The 19429-nt window shown below is 44.5% G+C and carries 18 protein-coding genes; 5 read left to right on the top strand and 13 right to left on the bottom strand.

All coding sequences use genetic code 11. The features are described from left to right. The 10 genes from N5C46_RS16605 to N5C46_RS16560 all read right to left on the bottom strand — a co-directional run bounded on the left by N5C46_RS16605 (window position 1) and on the right by N5C46_RS16560 (window position 10812). The gene (locus N5C46_RS16605; RefSeq protein ID WP_261749460.1) at window positions 1-1365 is read right to left on the bottom strand and encodes an ethanolamine ammonia-lyase subunit EutB; all 1365 of its coding nucleotides are present in this window, start codon (window positions 1363-1365) and stop codon (window positions 1-3) included. A gap of 16 nt (window positions 1366-1381) precedes the next feature. After that, entirely contained in the window at window positions 1382-2827 is a 1446-nt protein-coding gene (locus tag N5C46_RS16600) for an ethanolamine ammonia-lyase reactivating factor EutA (protein ID WP_261749459.1), read from the bottom strand. A gap of 154 nt (window positions 2828-2981) precedes the next feature. After that, the gene (locus N5C46_RS16595) at window positions 2982-3482 is read right to left on the bottom strand and encodes a EutP/PduV family microcompartment system protein (RefSeq protein ID WP_261749458.1); all 501 of its coding nucleotides are present in this window, start codon (window positions 3480-3482) and stop codon (window positions 2982-2984) included. 13 nt (window positions 3483-3495) lie between these two features. Further along, complete coding sequence (gene eutS, locus N5C46_RS16590) at window positions 3496-3837, bottom strand: ethanolamine utilization microcompartment protein EutS (RefSeq protein ID WP_229596748.1); 342 nt, start codon at window positions 3835-3837, stop codon at window positions 3496-3498. A gap of 30 nt (window positions 3838-3867) precedes the next feature. Continuing rightward, window positions 3868-5130 (bottom strand): ethanolamine utilization protein EutH, encoded by a 1263-nt coding sequence (eutH, locus tag N5C46_RS16585; protein WP_261749457.1) that lies wholly within the window; start codon window positions 5128-5130, stop codon window positions 3868-3870. A 131-nt stretch (window positions 5131-5261) separates the two neighbouring features. Further along, entirely contained in the window at window positions 5262-5834 is a 573-nt protein-coding gene (locus N5C46_RS16580) for an ANTAR domain-containing response regulator (protein WP_261749456.1), read from the bottom strand. Then, on the bottom strand, window positions 5831-7261 hold the full coding sequence (locus N5C46_RS16575) for a sensor histidine kinase (RefSeq protein WP_261749455.1): 1431 nt from the start codon (window positions 7259-7261) through the stop codon (window positions 5831-5833). The genes N5C46_RS16580 and N5C46_RS16575 overlap by 4 nt, the downstream gene beginning before the upstream one ends. 131 nt (window positions 7262-7392) lie before the next feature. Further along, window positions 7393-8247: an ethanolamine ammonia-lyase subunit EutC gene (gene eutC / locus N5C46_RS16570; RefSeq protein WP_261749454.1), complete on the bottom strand. Its 855-nt coding sequence runs from the start codon at window positions 8245-8247 to the stop codon at window positions 7393-7395. Window positions 8248-8264: 17 nt separating this feature from the next. Then, window positions 8265-9623: an ethanolamine ammonia-lyase subunit EutB gene (locus tag N5C46_RS16565; RefSeq protein ID WP_261749453.1), complete on the bottom strand. Its 1359-nt coding sequence runs from the start codon at window positions 9621-9623 to the stop codon at window positions 8265-8267. A gap of 295 nt (window positions 9624-9918) precedes the next feature. Next, the gene (locus N5C46_RS16560; RefSeq protein ID WP_261749452.1) at window positions 9919-10812 is read right to left on the bottom strand and encodes a LysR family transcriptional regulator; all 894 of its coding nucleotides are present in this window, start codon (window positions 10810-10812) and stop codon (window positions 9919-9921) included. Window positions 10813-10923: 111 nt separating this feature from the next. Here N5C46_RS16560 and N5C46_RS16555 point away from each other — a divergent pair, with 111 nt between their 5' ends. Continuing rightward, complete coding sequence (locus N5C46_RS16555) at window positions 10924-11670, top strand: SDR family NAD(P)-dependent oxidoreductase (RefSeq protein ID WP_261749451.1); 747 nt, start codon at window positions 10924-10926, stop codon at window positions 11668-11670. Between the two features lie 386 nt (window positions 11671-12056). Beyond that, window positions 12057-13139 (top strand): bifunctional glycosyltransferase family 2/GtrA family protein, encoded by a 1083-nt coding sequence (locus N5C46_RS16550; RefSeq protein WP_261749450.1) that lies wholly within the window; start codon window positions 12057-12059, stop codon window positions 13137-13139. Between the two features lie 86 nt (window positions 13140-13225). On the opposite strand, the gene N5C46_RS16545 is transcribed toward N5C46_RS16550, so the two are convergent. Together N5C46_RS16545 and N5C46_RS16540 are read right to left on the bottom strand one after the other, a co-directional pair. Next, window positions 13226-13795, bottom strand: coding sequence for a hypothetical protein (locus tag N5C46_RS16545; protein WP_261749449.1), 570 nt, complete (start codon window positions 13793-13795; stop codon window positions 13226-13228). A 119-nt stretch (window positions 13796-13914) separates the two neighbouring features. Further along, on the bottom strand, window positions 13915-14649 hold the full coding sequence (locus N5C46_RS16540) for a plasmid pRiA4b ORF-3 family protein (protein ID WP_261749448.1): 735 nt from the start codon (window positions 14647-14649) through the stop codon (window positions 13915-13917). A 115-nt stretch (window positions 14650-14764) separates the two neighbouring features. Here N5C46_RS16540 and N5C46_RS16535 point away from each other — a divergent pair, with 115 nt between their 5' ends. The 3 genes from N5C46_RS16535 to N5C46_RS16525 all read left to right on the top strand — a co-directional run bounded on the left by N5C46_RS16535 (window position 14765) and on the right by N5C46_RS16525 (window position 17630). Beyond that, window positions 14765-15127 carry a DUF948 domain-containing protein gene (locus N5C46_RS16535; protein WP_261749447.1) on the top strand — a complete coding sequence of 121 codons (363 nt, stop codon included), beginning with the start codon at window positions 14765-14767 and terminating at the stop codon, window positions 15125-15127. Window positions 15128-15757: 630 nt separating this feature from the next. Beyond that, window positions 15758-16303, top strand: a complete 546-nt coding sequence (locus N5C46_RS16530; RefSeq protein WP_261749446.1) for a sigma-70 family RNA polymerase sigma factor — start codon at window positions 15758-15760, stop codon at window positions 16301-16303. Continuing rightward, the gene (locus N5C46_RS16525; protein ID WP_261749445.1) at window positions 16272-17630 is read left to right on the top strand and encodes a DUF4179 domain-containing protein; all 1359 of its coding nucleotides are present in this window, start codon (window positions 16272-16274) and stop codon (window positions 17628-17630) included. The genes N5C46_RS16530 and N5C46_RS16525 overlap by 32 nt, the downstream gene beginning before the upstream one ends. 82 nt (window positions 17631-17712) lie before the next feature. Here N5C46_RS16525 and N5C46_RS16520 read toward each other — a convergent pair whose 3' ends face one another. Further along, window positions 17713-19368, bottom strand: coding sequence for a cell wall-binding repeat-containing protein (locus N5C46_RS16520; RefSeq protein ID WP_261749444.1), 1656 nt, complete (start codon window positions 19366-19368; stop codon window positions 17713-17715). Window positions 19369-19429: the final 61 nt, after the last annotated feature.

Raw genomic sequence — 19429 nt, 5'->3', positions numbered from 1 at the left:
CTATCGTGAAAAGATGGTCGGGTCTCCGGCGATTTTACCGAGTTTACCGTTTTCAAAGATTCCCATTTTCTCAAGCCATTCTTCAAATACCGGGGATGGGCGTTTCCTCATCGTCTGTCTGATGGCGGCCACGTCATGATAGCTCAGAGATTGATAGTTCAGCATGCAGTCATCCCCCATCGGAGTCGCGATGACAAAGTTCACACCGGAAGCGGTCAAGAGTACACCCAGATCCTCGATATCATTTTGATCCGCTTTGATATGATTCGTGTAACACACATCCACCCCCATTGGAATGCCGTGCAATTTCCCCATGAAATGGTCTTCGAGTCCGGCCCGGATGACCTGTTTATTGTTGTAGAGGTATTCGGGTCCAATGAAACCGACTACCGTGTTGACAATAAAAGGATCGTAACAGGCGGCAAATCCATAGTTTCTTGACTCAAGGGTCATCTGATCGATATCGTAATGGGCTTCAGCAGAAAGCTCTGATCCCTGCCCTGTTTCAAAATATAACCTCTGAGGACCTGTTCCCGTCCCAAGCGTCCTCGCCGTATCATTCGCTTCCTCAAGTAAGGACGCCGAAATACCGAAGGAGCGGTTGGCCGCTTCCGTGCCTGCGATGCTTTGGAAGATCATATCTGCCGGCGCGCCTTGTTCAATCGCCTTCATTTGGGCCGTCACATGAGCAAGGACACAGTTTTGAGTGGGAATGTTCCAATCGTCCATGAAGCTCTTGGTAGCATGAAGCAGACGTTTGACGCTTTCAACTGAATCATCCACAGGGTTAATTCCAATGACAGCATCCCCCATACCGTAGGAAAGTCCTTCTTTAAGGGAGGCGATCATCCCGTCCACATTATCCGTCGGATGGTTTGGCTGCAGCCGTGAAGCGAGTGTCCCCTTATAACCGATCGTACTGTTACATGTAGTTAAGATTTCCATCTTATTCGCTGCATGGACGAGATCGAGATTGGACATGATCTTTGCCGCCGCCGCAATCATCTCACTGTTCAATCCTCTACTGATTCTCTTTAAATCACTACCCGAAGTGGCGTCATCCAGGATGTACTCCCTCAACTCTGCCACGGACCAATTCTTAATGGATTCATAGACAGGCTTATTCACCTGATTCTCTATCATTCTGGACACTTCATCTTCTTCCGGCGAAAGGAGGGGATGTTCCCTGATCTCTGTAAGAGTCAAATGACTCAATACTTCCTTTGCTGCGATCCGTTCCTGAACCGTCTCAGCTGCGATGCCTGCCAGGCGGTCACCTGATTTTTCTTCGTTCGCCTTAGCGAATAATTCTTTTAAAGACGAAAATGAGTATACTGCTCCTTCATACGTTGTTTTAAGCTTCACAACGGCGCCTCCTTTCTCAATGATGGAAGGTTAATGTTTTGATGACGACCGGGACGACACTTGTCTGCAGGAGATTGCCTATATCGATATAATCTCCGTGCTCTACATTGATCTGGTCGATGCAAAGGATCGTCTGTGTCGGGTTCAGGACCTTGAGTGTCTGTCCCAGCACTTTTGCATGGTCACTTTCAAGGACAATCACAAGTGCCTGACCCGGATTTGGCTTTGTTTTGATAGCGTCGAGTAATGCTTTCGCCATCCTCTGTACATCCTGAAATCCCAGGTAAGGAATTTGGGTCAGGTACAGGGCAAAGTTAATCCCCTCCCGCTGCGAATCGTACACTTGCACAGCCTTCTCAACTGCTTCATGTATAAGGCTCAGCCCCTTTTCTAAATCATGTACAAATGGAACCTGGTAAACTGGAAGATTCCTTAATGGAAGATCTCTGCTTTCAACATGAATGGTTGCCCCACTTATTTCAGTGGTCTGTGTCCCGGCTCCAAGTACAGTGGCACGGACCGTTTCTTTGGGATTCACCCACTCCCACCCATTCAACTCTTCATTTTCTTTTAGAGAGGCTGCGAGCATTTTCCCGATATCATCATATTGTGCTTCGGAATCCTCTGGATTTTCATATTGATAGATGCACTCACTGATTCCACCGGAAAACATGATAGCATCTATCCTTTCCGTCCAATTCGGCTGATGACCCAATAGAAGGGGAAGATCGGTATCCAATAGATTCCGATTCAGCATCCTGGCGATGACTTCTGCCATAAAATTGGTTATTTTTTTGATTTCTGATGAGGAATTTACTTCCCCTTCCAGGAGGGACTCTCCCCAGCTTTGCAGAACATTTACAATAGGGGGGGAAATACGTTGTATGGTATCTCCCTTGAATTCGATTAATCTTCCTCCAATATGGAGTGTACAAGTCCCGCAGAGTCTGCCGGATTGATAGACAGCCACGTTTGCTGTGCCACCGCCGATATCGATATTTGCGACGACCTTCCCCGTCTTCTTTGAATACTCGTAAGCACCGGATCCTTTGGCCGCAATGATTCCCTCTAAATCAGGACCTGCAGTCGCTACAAGAAAATCCCCGGCGTGGTCGGATAAATGGTGGACCATTTCCTGTGCATTTTTCTTTGTGGCTGTCTCACCCGTTATGATCACAGCCCCGGTCTTTATATCACTGGGACTGATACCCGCATTTTTATATTCTTCAATGACTAGTCTTTCCACTGCTTCTATATCAATTGAGGTGCTGGATTGAAGTGGAGTCCTGAAAATAGGGCTTCTGTAAAGAATCTCTTTATCAATAATCTCAATACGAGGCATATGGGTCCCACCGGCCATATTCATCAGAGAAAATTTACTGATCACCATCTTGGTCGTACTCGTCCCGATATCAATCCCGGCACTCAAGATCTCCTCTCTCTCTGGATCGTAACGTTTCAAAGTATCCACCTCCCAGCTGCAAAATCATTCGTAAAGATAAAAAAAGACGCCCAATACGAACCGTCATACGTCATGACAGTTGTATTGAGCGCCTTTGCCCGGATATCTTGTTATAATTAGAATATAGTCTATTTTTAGAATTTTGTAAAGGTTTTCATATGAAGAATACGTTCTCTCCACTCAAAGTGGAAATATACTCCCTCATATCACCGAGAGAATCACAGTTTACCAGATTCCGAATTTCCTGCATGCCCCTTCCGTTAAAAGAAGACGTGAGCACGATGGGACCAGACGGAATCACACGTTGCAGTTGTCTTACAGCTTCTTCCACATCGGCTTGATCGTGATCACATTTGGTCACCACTCCGATAGGAAGTTTATTGATACCTGTACTGAAATTTGGTGGAAAGATGGTCTTCTTTCGGGTCGCATCCTGCAAGTATAAGACATGGGTCACTTCCAGGGAAGTTGCCATGATGTTTTTATAATAAAATGGGTTTTCCGTGTATTCACCAGGAGTATCAACAATCCAGTCAGAATAGCTAAGGGATTGTGTCTTCACTGCCTTTTGCTTCCTTTCCAGTAGGGCATTCGTCAGAGTCGATTTCCCAGCTCCGATCGATCCGATCAGCATAGCCCTGTTCTTTCTCGTCATCCTTCATCCCTCCTTATGATTTGGTTATTCGTGAAGGGGTGTAATGCAGGGTTTCAGATAGAAAACGGTTGATTTCTTCCATCGCCATCTCAACGGAAGAAACACTCCCGACAATGACCAGACTCCCCGTAAAGCGATCCAGAAATCCCAATTGCACATCGGCTGCTTTCGTTGCCAAGTCTCCTGCGATGATGACCGTCTCACTTGGCGTCAAGGTTAAGATTCCCAACGCCCCCGCCTGTTGTATCCCTAAGTTTTCAAACATACCTTCATCGGGATTGGCGATCACATGACTTAATGTGACCTGTTTACCCGGTACGAACTCTTGTATAAATCGCTTCTTCTCATCCATGATGGATTCCCGCTCCCTTCGCTGCCACAGCCTTTACACTGCTTTTGCTTTATCCTCTTCCGGCTTTTCTATATATTCATCCTTCCCTATGATTCCTTCAGCTCGATCTTTCTTCTCAAGCTCCAAAGCTTTCGGTACAGATAACCAATAAGCAAGACCTATCCCGATGACCCCAGCGGAAATTTTCCCAACGATAATCGGAAGGATCAATGTCGGCTGAAAGTTGGCTGTAAAGGATAAATGATCCCCAAGGAGAAAGGCCGAACACACAGCAAATGAGATATTGATGACTTTATCCTTTGGCGGCATCGTTTTGACCAGCTTGAACATGGCCAGGATGTTCGCGATGGTCGCGACGATCCCGGCACTTCCTTCTTTACTCAATCCGACTTTTCTTCCCATCGCTTCAAGGGGACCGCCTGCATATTTCTGCAGTAAGTAAACCATAGGGAACGCCCCTGCAAGCATAATCCCGATGTAACCCGCCGTCTCTAGCGCACGGAATTGATCCTCTTGATCCGCCATGATCGGATGGAACCCCCAGCCTCCCAAGACTGTTGAAAATACACCTGTAAAAATCTCAACGATTGAAAAGACGAGAACCAGCTTTATCGCCGCATCCATAATCCGCCCAAACCACATAAATCCATTGATCATCAAGTCTGGCAGGAAGTAAAGTCCTACTGCGATCAAAACGACAAAGAGAAGGAGTGGACTTAAATTCAATAGAATCTGCCCGTACCCCAGGGCAAACTGATATTTCGCCTCTCCTGAAGTTGAAATGAAATCCCGGACATACGAATTAGATAATAGAATGATCGTACTTGAAATAAGGGCACCAATCGGAATGGTCAATACGCCTGACATGACTCCCAGTGCCATATATTTATGATCACGCTTATCAAGCATGGCAAGTCCCATTGGAATCGAGAACACAATGGTGGCCCCTGCCATAAATCCGACGATCATCGCCATGATCCACCCTTCTTGTGTCTCCTTTAATACTTCCGCTAATTGATAGCCCCCCATATCCGTCGCCAATATGGCTGTCGCAGCGATTGCCGGATCGGCTCCGATGGATGCGAAGAATGGGCCGCATACCTTATTAATGAACCATGAAAGATACGGAATGGACGCCATGATCCCAGCTGCGGGTACGAAAATATGGCCAATTGCATGCAAACCTTCCATAAACTGTGCCCCAAGACCTTCATCACTGTTACGGATTGCTGCGAATGCCCCCAGTACGGCACATGTCATAATGATATAGATCACAATATTCCCGATCATTTCCATACAATTACCTCCTTGTTTTTTCTCAGCACTAGTATCGGATCTTTTAAAAATGCACAAAGGTGCCTAACGGTCATGAATAGCACTAACCGCTTAAGCACCTTTGCCTGGTTTTTTCACTTGTATAGAAGTCCTTAGCTTTTGTATTTCAGAAGTACCTTTTTGGCCACGATTTCAAGGGACACCTGCTTGTCCATGCTGATTTTTCTCATCTTATTGTAGGCCGTGTTTTCTGGAACATGAAATTTTTCCATGATCAATCCTTTTGCCTTTTCAATCATTTTCCGCCCTGTCAGTTCGTCCTTCATGTCTTCCACTTCTTGTCGATAAGCTTTAGCTTTTTCCGCTTGCTGCAGGGCGATTTCTACTGCCGGGATCAGACTTGATTCTTTCACAGGCTTTACCAGGTACCCCAGGATATTCGCCTGCTTCGCTTTATCAATGTATTCCCGCTGGCTGTAGGCCGTCAGGAGGAGTATTGGAATAGTTGTACGCTTGGAAATGATTTCACTTGCCTTCAGCCCGTTTAATTTCGGCATCTTAATGTCCATGACGATTAAATCAGGATTTTGTGAAAAAGCTTGTTCAACCGCACTTTCTCCGTTCCCGACCTGGGCAACCACGTCATATCCTGCATCCTCGAGCATCATCGAGATATCCAAGCGCACGATGGATTCATCTTCGACCACCATAATCCGTTTACTCATACAAGAGCCTCCTCCTTTTCAAGCGGAAATGTCACCAGAGCCACTGTACCGGCGTTTTGAGCCGGTTCGATCGAGAAATCGCCCGACAAATCATGCTCAATCATCATCTTGACAATATCCAATCCGAGTGAAGGTTTATATACGGTCGATAAACCTTCACCATTATCAATGACCCGGACCTCCAAATGGTCTTCGACGCGCATGAAGACCACTTGAATTTCCCCCTCCACTTTTTGTTTAAAGGCATGCTTCATGCAATTCTGGATCAATTCATTCAGTACTAAAGCAACGGACACTGCCTTATTCGATTGAATCAGCAATTGAGGACCGGAGTATGTGATGTTGATTGACTTATGTCCTTCTGCTTCTGATACCAGCATATTCCCGATTTTTTCAATTAAGCGATAGAGATCAACCTCATCCACACTGGAAGTGGCCAGGATGATTTCATAAACCGACGCTATGCTTGATATACGATTCAGGCTTTCAACAAAATATACTTTGCTTTCTTCCGGTAACCCTCTTCTCATTTGTAAGCGCAATAAGCTCGCTACCGTCTGAAGATTGTTTTTTACGCGATGATGGATCTCCCGTATCGCAACAGACTTCACGATCAGTTCCCTTTCCTTCTCCCTAAGTTCCGTAATGTTTTTAAAAATGATGAACGTCCCATTTGGCTTGTCCGGGTTTCCGAGCTGAATTTTCTTCACTTTGAAGACATGCTGGTAGAATTTAATTTCCTTCACCAGCAACTCTTCCGGACACTTAAGGATTTCTTTCATTTCCGGAAAGTAGTGTGCCAAATAATCCCCGGGGAGGCACTCTCCCATTCCCAGATTTTGAATCATACTGGCTGCAGCCGAATTACTATACAAGATCTTGCTGTCATCCTCGATAAAAAATAAGGACTCTTCAATGACTTCGGGAATGATAGGGTGACCTTCACTTGCCCCTATCAGGATTTCACTCAAGGCTTCCGTCGCCTCTGACAAGGCATCCAACTTTTGCTGACGCTGCAGCTGTTCACTGATATCCTTTTCCATAATCAGTGTACCGATAACGCTTTCATTTTCTCCCTTTATCGGAACAACACTCTGTTCAACGGTCTTTCCTTCTTGTGTAATCGCCCGATTATGAAAGACGTGCTGACCCGATCTCAACGTATATAAAACGGAAGGCTCGAATGGTTCATAGACAATTTTTCCTGCGACAGCATTTTTATAAATCGCTTTGGAAGTCGATGGTGCCGCCTCAGCTACCACAATCGCCTGTGTTCCTTCTTTGGTAAGACAATCCACAAATATATGCGCTTTATTCAAGTCAGCCATTAAAGGAAGATTCACTGCTACTTCTTTTATTTTCTCTATCTCTTCTACTGATAGATTCGTATGGATTTCGCATAAATGTTCTACTGTGTGATGTTCCATTGACAAAAAACCCCTGTTCCGCACAGAAAATTCTGAATATAGAACATTATATTTCTCCTTTTTTATGGTTGTCAATGGTAATATCTATAAACATTCTTTCAAAGGCTCATACATTAGCAGCGTTGCGGGCCTTATTTTAGCTTTGCATACTTCACACCGCTTACCTTATGCTTGAGGACATCCTCGAGTAAGTCCGCCAGGTAGGCACCTGCTTCCACCGGTGGAATCCCCCCGTCGTGGATGTTGGAAATGACCGTACGATCTGCCTCGACGGTATCGTCACCAGGCTTATAGATCAGGTAGGCACTGATACTCTTTGAAGTCGCAAGCCCCGGTCGCTCTCCTATCAGTGAGATCACTACATCACAGTTGGTGATCTCCGCTATCTCATCCTGTATCCACACGCGGCTTCTTTTAATAAATACGGTTTCTCCGAGGGAAATATTTTTACCCTCCAGACCTTGAATCAATGCGGGCAATAAATCAGCGATATTCTCTTCGATTCCCGTGGAGCTCAATCCATCCGATACGATGATTTGAACCTGTTTATTCTTTGAAAGGTTGTCTTCTGCCCACTTTTTTGATTCGTCATTCAGTCTGCGGCCGCTGTCCAGATTCATTAAATATTCATCCATCGATTCGGATTTCGACTGAAGGACGGGAAGCTTCATCTTGTCAAGGAATTCTTCTGAAACACCTTTGAATACGGCATCCTGGGCAGCTGCATGATCAATACGAAAGTCCAGGTATTCTTTTGTTTTCATCCGGGTTCCCGTCCGTCCGATGCCGATTCTTGCAGGTGTGATTGCCCGTGCCCGCTCGATGACTTCCCGGTCAACCGGATGATCGACCCGCACAACCTTCTGTTTTTGATATGTGAACGTTTTATCAGCTTGTGACTCTTCCTGTTGTGAAGTTTCCGGACGCTTTGTTGTTCCTTTTTCCAGCTCCTCCAGTACTTGTTGAACAATTGTTTGAATATCCATTATTTCTTCCTCCTTTCTTATTTGAATATGGAAAGATCTCCAGCCCTCGCTGTCAACCGGCCATTTTCCATGATGCCCATTTTCTCCAGCCAGCCTTCGAACTCCGCAAGTGGACGGAGCCCCAGCATCTCCCTTAAGCTTGCATCATCGTGATAGCTCGTATCCTGGTAACTGAGCATGACGTCATCTCCTCCCGGCACCCCCATATAGAAGTTGGCTCCTGCAAGCGCCGTCAGCATCCCGCCGATCTCCTGATCATTTTGATCCATCTGCATATGATTCGTATAGGTAGGTGCGATTCCCATCGGCAGTCCATGAAGTTTCCCCATGAACAGATCTTCAAGGTCGGCACGTATCACTTGTCTTCCGTCATAAAGTGTTTCGGGACCGATGAATCCCGAAACGTTATTCACCATGAACGGCTTCCAATGACGGGCATATCCATATGTTCTTGCCTCCAAAGTTTGCATATCGACTTCCGCATGAGCATCAAGTGAGACTTCCGATCCTTGTCCGGTTTCAAAATAAAGCTGGTTCGGACCTGTAGAAGAACCCAGTTTTGCCATCATGTCGAATGCCTCGTCCAATAGTTCCTTCGAGACTCCGAAATCATTATTTGCTTCCTGAGTACCTGCAAGACTTTGGAACATCAACGCCAGGGGAGCACCCCTTTCCAAGGCTTTCATCTGAGTGGTAATGTGGGCCAGGACACAGTTTTGAGTGGGAACTTCCCACTTTTGCATAAAATCATGGGTCATGTGTAAAATTTTCGAAACGGACTCTACCGAATCATTATTGGGGTTGACACCGATCACTGCATCCCCGGACCCATAGGACAAGCCTTCTTTCATGGAAGCCAGGATCCCTTCCGGATTATCCGTCGGGTGATTCGGTTGACACCGGAACGCCAGGCGACCCGCTTCCCCGATGGTCGTATTACAGTGAGCAGTCGGCCTGATTTTCTGCGACGCCATCACCAGATCAATACTTGACATCAGCTTCGCCACCCCGGCAATCATCTCACTCGTCAGTCCTTTACTGATCCTGAATAAATCGGAGGTACTCGTTTGATGGGCTAACACATAGTCCCGGAGCTCCCCGACCGTCCACCCTGAAATTTCTTTATAAATAAATTGATTCACATCATCATAAATGACCCTCGTAATTTCATCCTTTTCATAAGGGATGACCGGATTTTCAAAGATATCCTTCAAGGTCATTTCACTTAACACAATCTTGGCGGCCATCCGTTCCAAATAGGATTCAGCCGCAACCTTTGCCATGATGTCCCCCGACTTCTCTTCACTCGCCTTTGCGAGAACCTCCCTCACAGAGCGAAACTGAAACCTGACATTCTTGACTGTACATGTATACATGTGTTCCTCCCACCTTTCATTTTTCAAAAAAAACCAACACCACAAAGAAAACGTTTACATAAATAGATAATCCTTGTTTAAACCAAAAAGGCGCCCGAATAGATCAACCAGACAATGGTTTATCTATTTAGGCGCCTTCACCAGAAATGTTCACTTGTGTTTTCATTATAGCAAGTTGTTTTCAGAAAAAAAAGACATTTTATGAATAGATACATTTTGTCTGGGAGCAGGGGGACGGTTCTTCTGCTTCCTTTTTTCATTTAAAGAAGCACGAGAACCGTCCCCCTGCTTCCCCCTACAACTCCCTCCTCACCCTCTTCACAAACTCCTTCACCCTCCGCGATGGAACCTTGTCCTTCCGCCTGATCCACGCAAGATGAAGCGGTTCACTCCCCGCCCCTTCAATCTCTACCGGAATGATCGGTTGATTCGTATAAGGCGCACGGGTCCGGAACGAGTAATCCATCCCAAGGGTCACCGCCACCCCGCTTTGAACCGCCCTCTTAATCGCTTCGGTATTATTCGTGGTAAAAAGAATATCGATGGGTCCATACGGCGATAAGGTATCGTGGGCAAATTGTTTAATATAGTCATCATTATAAAGAACAAATGTCTCTCCTATCAGCTGCTGAGGTGAGAGTTGGTCGAATGCGGCCAACGGAGAATGTTCGTGGACACCCGCCACCATCCTTCCTTCCATGAGCTCCTCCGCAACCAGTTCATGATGTTGCACACCGAAGGTTTCTGAAGTCAAAATCAATCCAATGTCCAGCTCGTTATTCTCGACTCCTTCGATGATCTTCACCGGACCCATCTCATGTATCTCCACTTTCACGTTCGGATAATCGCTCTTATACGCCGATACCATATCAATCAGAAGGTTAATGGGACCGGGAATGATGCCGATTTTCAACTCCCCGCCAAGGGTATCCGTACACCGGTTTGCTTCTTCCTTCAGTTCCCCAATGGCAGCAAGAACATTGTCCACTTTCTTCATAATATTCTTCCCATCTGCCGTCAACACAGTCCCCTGACGATTTCGGGTAAAAATCTGCACTCCCAACTCCTGCTCCAGCTTGCTGATGGACTGACTCACGGCTGACGCGCTCACATGCAAATGCTCCGCCGCCTTCGTAAGCGCCCCTGCCCGTGCCACCTCTGCCACATGCTCCAACTGTTCAATATTCAAGGTCCGTCCCTCCTTAAGTAATACTTAACTAAATGTTATTTTTATTAAATTATAATAAATTTATGTGAATGTTAAAATTTATTTAGATTTAAAAATAAGGAGGAAATACACATGACGAAAAGAGTAGCGGTTATTACAGGCGGAGCAAGCGGTATCGGTAGAGAAACCTCTCTGAAATTTACTAAAAAAGGTGACCGGGTTGTTGTCGCGGACTTTAATGAAGAATTGGGAAATGAAACAGTCGAGATGATCCGTTCTGCGGGTGGCGAAGCGATCTTCATCAAAACGGACGTCTCCAACCACGAAGACGTAACCAGCTTAGTCGAGAAAACCGTCGAAGAATATGGAAGAATCGATATCATGTTCAACAATGCCGGAATCGGATCACCTACACCTGTACTCGATATGAACATGGATGCCTACCACAGGATCATCAATATCAACCAGCACGGCGTCGCATACGGCATCATCGCAGCGGCTAAGAAGATGAAGGAACTGAACATCAAAGGCGTCATCATCAACACCACCTCCGTATTCGGGGTACTCGCATCACCGAACACATTCGCCTACCACGCCACCAAAGGAGCCGTCAACATGATGACCAAATCAGCGGCATTGGAACTAGCTCCATACGGAATCCGAGTCGTCGGCATCGCACCGGGAGTTGTGGACACCCCGATCATCCAAGGCTATAAAGACCACGGCATCATTGATTCCATGAAGGCGAAAGTGATGGGGAATAAACTCACCCAGCCTAAACAACTTGCTAATGCAGTTTATCTTCTCTCATTGGAGGAAGCGGATGCGATTAACGGCAGCGTTGTAATGGCTGATGAGGGGTACGCGTCGTTTAAATAAGAAGCAGGGGGACGGTTCTTCTGCTTCCCCCTAAAACACAAAAGAAGCAAGAGAACAACGAACTCGCTGTCGCGATGGCTTAAAAGATTCCTTCCAACTAAAAAAAGTATGTTCTTTTGTGGTATTGTTTAATCGCCAAACCAAACAATCCGTAGTAAGAACGTACTTTTTCATGTGCCTGTTATTTCATCGAATTCCTCATATTTGTATACCATTATTCTTATTACCAAAAACACACCACCTCCATAGAGTAGATTTCTAGGAGGCTATTTGCGTGGACACAACAGAAGAAGATATGGAAGCAACAGAACCGTCCCCCTGCTTCTTGTGTTTTTTTATAGGGTTAGATATAGTGGGATAGATTGAATTTTCTGGGAGGAAACTAAATGAAATCCATTATTGATATGGTCATCGTCATTCCCGCTTATAACCCTGATGAGAAGTTGAAAATGTTGGTTGATGACATTATGGCAGCCCATTTTTCACGCGTTATTGTTGTAAATGATGGTAGTAAAGAAGAATGTGCCGGCATTTTTAGAGAGTTGGAGGGCATTGATGAATGTGTGGTCTTACATCATAGTGTTAATCAAGGGAAAGGTCAGGCTTTAAAAACTGCCTTTGCATATTTTAAAGATCATTATCATGATTCACTTGGGCTTATTACCATTGACTCTGATGGTCAGCATACAGTAGAAGATATGAAGAAGGTCGCTGCTAAATTAGAAGGCCATCCTAATAGCTTAGTACTGGGGTCCAGAAATTTCTCAGAAGAAAATATTCCTTTGAGGAGTCGTTTTGGAAATAACCTTACTAAAGTCGTGGTCAAGTTCGCCAGTGGAATAAACGTTTCCGATACACAAACGGGTTTGAGAGGAATACCAGCAGTGTATGTGGATGATCTTCTAGAGGTAAAAGGTGACCGCTACGAATACGAGATGAACATGTTACTGGAATGTAAGAAGAAGAATATTAAGATTGAAGAAGTGAATATTAAAACAATCTATATAGAAGAGAATAAATCGTCTCATTTTAATCCAATCAAGGATTCTATCAAAATCTATTCCGTTTTCTTAAAGTTCATCGTGTCTTCCTTTGCATCATTTGGGGTGGATATCCTATTATTTACGTTTTTCGCGTTGATGCTAAAGGATACAATACCAGAATCCTTCATCATTGTTTCAACGGTTCTGGCAAGAGTTTTATCTTCATTCATCAATTTTATGATTAATAGAAATGTAGTATTTCAATCAAACTCATCCCATACGATGATCAAATACTATGCCCTCAGTATTGTGCAGATGGGGATCTCAGCGCTGGCTGTACAGTATATCTATTCAGCGGTCAGTTCAGGAGAGGTATTTATCAAGATTATAGTAGATTCCCTTTTATTCCTTGTTAGTTTTGTCATTCAACGAGAATGGGTATTCAAAAATGAGGTTGACCGGAGTGAGCTGTTGAATCATGAGTAGAAGCAGGGGGACGGTTCTTCTGCTTCCCCAGAATATACAAAAGAAGCAAGAGAACCGTCCCCTTGCTTCTTCCTTGCTTCTTCCAATCATGAAAACTTCTTCCCTGAAATCCTTCTCATCAACTTGCAAAATTCTGGCCATTCTTTTGGGAACCGGTTATCTCCGTGTTTTATTATCTTTCGGTCCCCCTGATGAATTTCCACCCGCCAGTGGGTACCATCAAGGACGCCAGGTTCCACGTACTTCGCTTTCCAGTTCAGTAAGTCCAGTCTCTTAAGCTCGGCTTTTAGATTGTCGGCCGTTTTCCTTCTTATCGATTTGCGAATCTCTGTTTCCCCATCTTCGTTCCGTTGGTTCCACGAAAGCTGGAAGCGATCCAACTGAATGTCGATTGTGTATGAGTCACCGAAGAATCCTCCCACTGAAGCTTTCAGCCTACTAACCTTCTCATATTCCCTTTCAATGGCTTCCTCCCTATTCCACTGGTTTTCGCAATGCTTACAATAGAATTCAGGTCCATCCACTAATGCAAAACATCCGCCCAGCTTAAACTTTTCATTTTCCTCATTTGGATATGCAAGGGCCGGTTCACCGTAGAGGATCGGCACAGTATCCTTACTACCGCAGGCGGGACACTTTTTAACGTTGATAGTCATTGATACTTCTCCTTTTTGTTTAAGAATTTCGTAAAGTACTATCTTTTATTTTATACGGTGAGTCTTCCGTTTTTTTGAGGGGGTTAAAGAAGAAGCAAGAGAACCGTCCCCTTGCTTCTCTAACTCTTCCTATACTTGTCTTCAATAATGCTATAATTCTCATGATTGATTTTATCCCACTTGGTCTTCTTATAGTTAAGTCCTTTGAGTATGTAATTGATCCGTTCAGGGTCATATTCCCTGAAGTATACGGAATTGGCCCACGTTTTCATTTGCTGGTGTTCCGGATGCTTCTCATCACGATAGGCTTCAAGAAATTCATAAAAACCATGCAGACCGCCTACATCTTCGGGGGGAGATTCCTCTTCTCCATCCAGAAGGGTTGGATAACCAAAGTAGTAATCGTCGACAATCTCCTCAAGCTTTACGGTGAACTGCCAGCCATCACCGAAATCATAGGCATACCGTACCTCCCCATACTTCTCCAGATACTCATCGATCTTTAATCCGGTTGGTTTCCGCACTTCAATCTTCAGTCTCTCCAGGGCATTCTTTTCAAATTTCAGCATTTCTGGTGGAACCGATTTTAGCCTTTCCTCATACGCGGCCTTGTTTTTCTTATAGTGCTGATGCTCAAGGTAAACTTCTTCATGGTCTGTGACAATCTTATTCTCTTTCGTCAGGTCGAATTCATAGTTGTGATACCCTTCACTGGGATATCCGCCTCGGAAGTTCGTCACGTTCTGGATGACGTCATGAAGCCTTCTATATGTCGCACCCGCTGGCATGATGACTCTTCTCCATATCAACGGCTCGGACTCTTCTAATTCAATTTTGACAATGTAAGATTTCAATTGGATTCCCTCCCAATTAAGAGTTTCATTTCAGATAAGGTGTAAACTGCTCCCCGAAGGAATAACCCTCCCGCATCCCCCATAAATTTAAAGTATACGAAAGGAGCTGGGCCCCATGCTTGAATGGAGTGCTGTTATTGCAGCCGTCGCATTCACCATTCTCGTCGTCTATTTAATTATGACATTAAGAAAAGTAATGACAACACTGGCTGAAACGGAAAAGACGCTGTCTGATACGAGGAATGCCGTCAATGGCATCACAGGCGAGGCAGAAGAACTGATCCATACAGCCAACCAAATTTCCGATGACGTAAAAGGAAAAATGAAAGCCGTCGACCCTTTAATCGAGTCCGTACATGATGTAGGTGATATGTTGCACAATGTGACCAGCTCAGTAAAAAGGACTGCTCTACAGAAAAGTCCTCCAAAGACCATCCATGCACAGGAAAGGGATTCAATTCAGATTAAATTGAAGTGAAGCAGGGGGAAGCAGGGGGACGGTTCTTCTGCTTCCCCCTTTGAAATACGGGGAAAGGAAGCATGAGAACCGTCCTCTTGAATTCTGATTGTTGTACTAGCCCTCGAAGAAAGCTCTTATTTAAACCTTCAACTCACTGAACAGCATTCCCCTAGCTATCACCTCTCATCCTCCTCATTCAAAGTGGCCTGACTGGTTCATCATATTTAATCCTCTTTGTATTCTTGCTACCGCAAATGGCAGGACACCTCTTCATGTTTGTTGTCATGAACACTTCACCTTGACCAACAAGGATATTCATATAAACCGACTATTTTATACGGATAGTTTTCGTTTTTTGGTGAGGACAAAACAAGTTAAGTTATCTATTATTAAAGAAGCAGAGGGACGGTTCTTCTGCTTCCAGACAAACTAAAAGAACCTACTTTTTCATACGCTATTATGTCATCAAATTCCTCTTTACCCTATTATAGTCGGAAGAAATGTTCCAACCATCGCGATAGCGATGTATTTCACTTCTCCCAAATGCCCCAAAAAGAAGCAAGAGAACCGTCCCCCTGCTCACAAAATAAAAAACTTGAAACTTATTCATCCCATCCCCACTCTAATAATCAAAAAGGAGGGCAAGCAGTGAATGAACTTAGTCTTATCAGGAAGGCCATAAAGGGCAATAAGAAGTGTCTTGAGGAGCTTCTTGTTATGCATAGTGATCAGTTGTACCGCTCGGCGTTCTTGTATGTCAGAAATCGTGAAGATGCCCTGGATGTGGTTCAGGAGGCTTCTTACAAAGCGTTTAAATCAATCGGCAAATTGAAAAATGAGAAATTCTTTTTAACCTGGCTAACCAGGATCCTGATTCATTGTTCTTATGAGGTATTAAATAGAAAGAAGAAAGAGATTCCTCTAGACATTGTAAAAGAGAGAAACGTTGATCGAGCGGAACAAGGAGTCGAGAGTCTGGACCTAATAGATGCCATCAACCAGCTAAATGAAAAACATAAAGATGCCATCATTCTTTTCTACTTTCAGGATCTCCCCATAACCCAAGTAGCTAAAATTATGAACATACCAGAAAACACAGTGAAAACCTATCTGAGCAGAGGCAAAGAGAGATTGAAAAAATCGTTAGGAGGAATGAACCACAATGGAAAAAAACTCATTTCAAGAAGCATATGAAAAGATTGAGGTGCCCCAGGAGGATGTATTAAAATCCATCCGGAAAGGAAGGAACCGGGCTGATTCTGATGCACATAAAACGAAAAAGAAAACCGCTATATGGTCGTCCGTTGCAGCTGCCACCCTTTTCGTTTCTTCCAGCTTCCTTTCCCCTTCCCTGTCTCATGTCATGGCGGATGTCCCTATCCTCGGGAAAGTATATGAAACGTTTAACGATTCCGTTGGCATAAGCTTGCAATCACAAGAACTCATAACGGAACTCAATCAAACCGCCAGCAGTAAAGGAATCGATGTCTCTATTACCAACGCCTATTATGACGGAGCGGTTGTAGGAGTGACGTTTAAGGCGAAAGGAAAGATGAACACAGAGGACAATGGACAGGTCGCAGGATTTTATGAGATTTTTGACGGAAATGAAGGAATTTCAGATAGCAAAGAATACGTGCATATGGAACCGGCAGATGATGGCTATATCGGCCACATACAGCTAAGTTATCCAAAATCGGAATTGCCATCAGACACGACCTTCCCACTCGAATTCAAAACGATTGGCGGACAAGAAGGTAGCTGGAGATTCGATGTCCCCATTAAGCAGCTGCCTTATGAAACCGTCACACTTGATCAAGAACGAAGTGATGAGCTTTCAGACGTCAACGTCCATTTTGATTCCGTCATTCTCGGGAAAGCATCGACCGCCATTAACTACACGGCAACATTCCCTGTTCAAGGAAAGCATGATCAGATGCGCCTGGAAGTCTATGATGACAAAGGAAACGAAATGAACCTTTCCATGGATGGCATTGACCTGGAAACGACGAAAAATGGGGATCAATACATTGTTAAAGGAAGAAGCATCCTTCCACAGTCGGTAATAGGAGAAACAAAATACCTGGAAATACATCCGAAGGTAGCCCTTAATACAAAGGACCAATTTGTTCCACTGAATGCCTCAACTCCTACGGAAGTGAAGGCAGCTAGACAGAATCTATCTGTTACGATTGAAGATATAACGGTTGATGACAATACCCTTGCCGTTGACTTCCAATGGAATAACGGGGATGCAGTGAACAAGGACTTTAGTTTCTTTAAGGATTTCGTCCAACATGATGTCATTCTAGTGAAGGCATCAGAAAAAGAAATCTATGAGGAACCTATCAAGCACTCCGTCAAAACCCTTCAAAAGGATGAATTACGATTCAGAAGTACATTTGATATCAGTCAACTCGATGATTTCAGCCTGAACTCTTATGTCTTGAGAGCTGAATTAGGCTCGTTAAGTGCCAACATCCCTGTTGAATTAGATGAAGTGAAGATTGAGTTAGAGTGAAGCAGAGGGACGGTTCTTCTGCTCCCCCATTAAAATGCAAAAAAAGGAAGCAAGAGAACCGTCCCCTTGCTTCCGGCATTATTTATTGAATCTGAATTAAACTATTATCCAGTGCATCCACCACTTTATCCGCTACGGCTCCAGGTCCGCCCCATACGATGAAACGAGAGTATTCTCTCAGAAGGGATTGGGTAGGAGTCGGGATAGACTGATCGCTTACCAATAATATTGGCACATTATGTTTAGCTGCCAGTGCCGAACCTGCAAGAGCATCCGGGAAATTATTTCCTGTTGCTACATAGGCTGCGTTCTTCCCGAGTGGTAAATGGTTGATGATCAACTTGGCTGTTTCATACCGGTCTGCTCCACCGTAACGAACCGGATTTGGCAATTGACTTTCTACGAACTCACTGACCGCCCCTTCCCCACCTACAACAATGGACGATGCTTTACTTGCCAATGCTTTTTTCGTCACATCCGGTAGGGACGATCTATCGGTTAATAGAATAGGAATACTATTCCTGGAGGCATATGGTGCCACAGAGAGAGCGTCAGGGAATTTTTTCCCGTTGGCAACGACGGCTTTCGTTGATGGTATTTCTTTCGCAATAAATGCAGCTGTCTCGTAACGATCGTTTCCGCCTATTCTTTTCACAGAAATCCCCAAGTATTTCAATTCATCTGTAACATGACTTGAAACGGCTCCTTCACCACCTAAGATGATGACCTTCTTCGCTTTGAGACGCTGCACTTCCCTCCACGTGGCAATCGGAAGTTGTTTCTGATCCGTCAAGAGGACCGGTGCGTTGTGATAATAAGCCAAAGGCCCCCCTGCCAGGGCATCCGGGAAGTCATTCCCTGAAACCAGCACAACGGTATCAGATGTTTTCCAACCATGCTGAGAAATTCCGACGGCTGTATCGAAACGTTTGGCTCCCTGAATCCGATCCGTTAACTCCTGGACTTTGAATTCATAGTTCATCCCTGGCGTCCCCCAATTATTCTCAAGCCTCACATAATAGGTTCCCGCAGGAAGGTCCAGTCTCTCTTCATCAGGACCATATTCCGCAAAATGATGATCCGTATCGAGGTCTACATACTCTTTTCCATTTTCATCTATGAGTTTTATGTTCCATGAACCTTGAGCATACCGGTCTATGCTCAGGGCAACATTATTGGCACGATTTAACGTGAATGTGAAATAATCGATATCATCATGCGTTTGTATCTGTCCTTTGTAGGCTCTATTGATTTGGATGGCAGAAGCAGCTTCAGCCTTGTCGTTAAACTCTTTTTCGTAGAAGTCGTTCGCTGTTTGCTGAACGATGAACGTATAAGGGACTCCTTTGGATTTATATTCCTCGGTGCTCACTTTAATAAAATATTCACCAGCAGGCAGCCCAATACTTACCTCTTCATACCCTGTGACCCCAGAATGATTTCTTGTGAAAAAATGGGTATAAGGATGTCCATCCTTATCCGTGATTTCCACATTCCACGTAGCACCCTCTGCCCGATTAAATCGAATCACCGTATTTCCCGCTTTATCCAGATTGAATCGATAATAGTCTACATCCACCGTCGTTTCCAACGTTCCTTCATATTCCTGATCAAGAAGAATGGGAACAGCATCTTCCATCGTGTTCGCCTGGGAACTAGACGCTTCCACCGGTGCACGGTTGTTAATGATTAATAGCAACATGGTCATCATACAGAATATACTCAATACTTTCCTCACAATTGTCCTCCTAATAAAATGGATTTTTTTTACAACAAATCCATTATACTATGACTTCAGA

It is taken from the genome of Rossellomorea vietnamensis, from assembly GCF_025398035.1.
In the GTDB taxonomy this organism is placed as follows: domain Bacteria; phylum Bacillota; class Bacilli; order Bacillales; family Bacillaceae_B; genus Rossellomorea; species Rossellomorea vietnamensis_B.
This window is presented reverse-complemented; position numbering and strand designations above follow the sequence as displayed.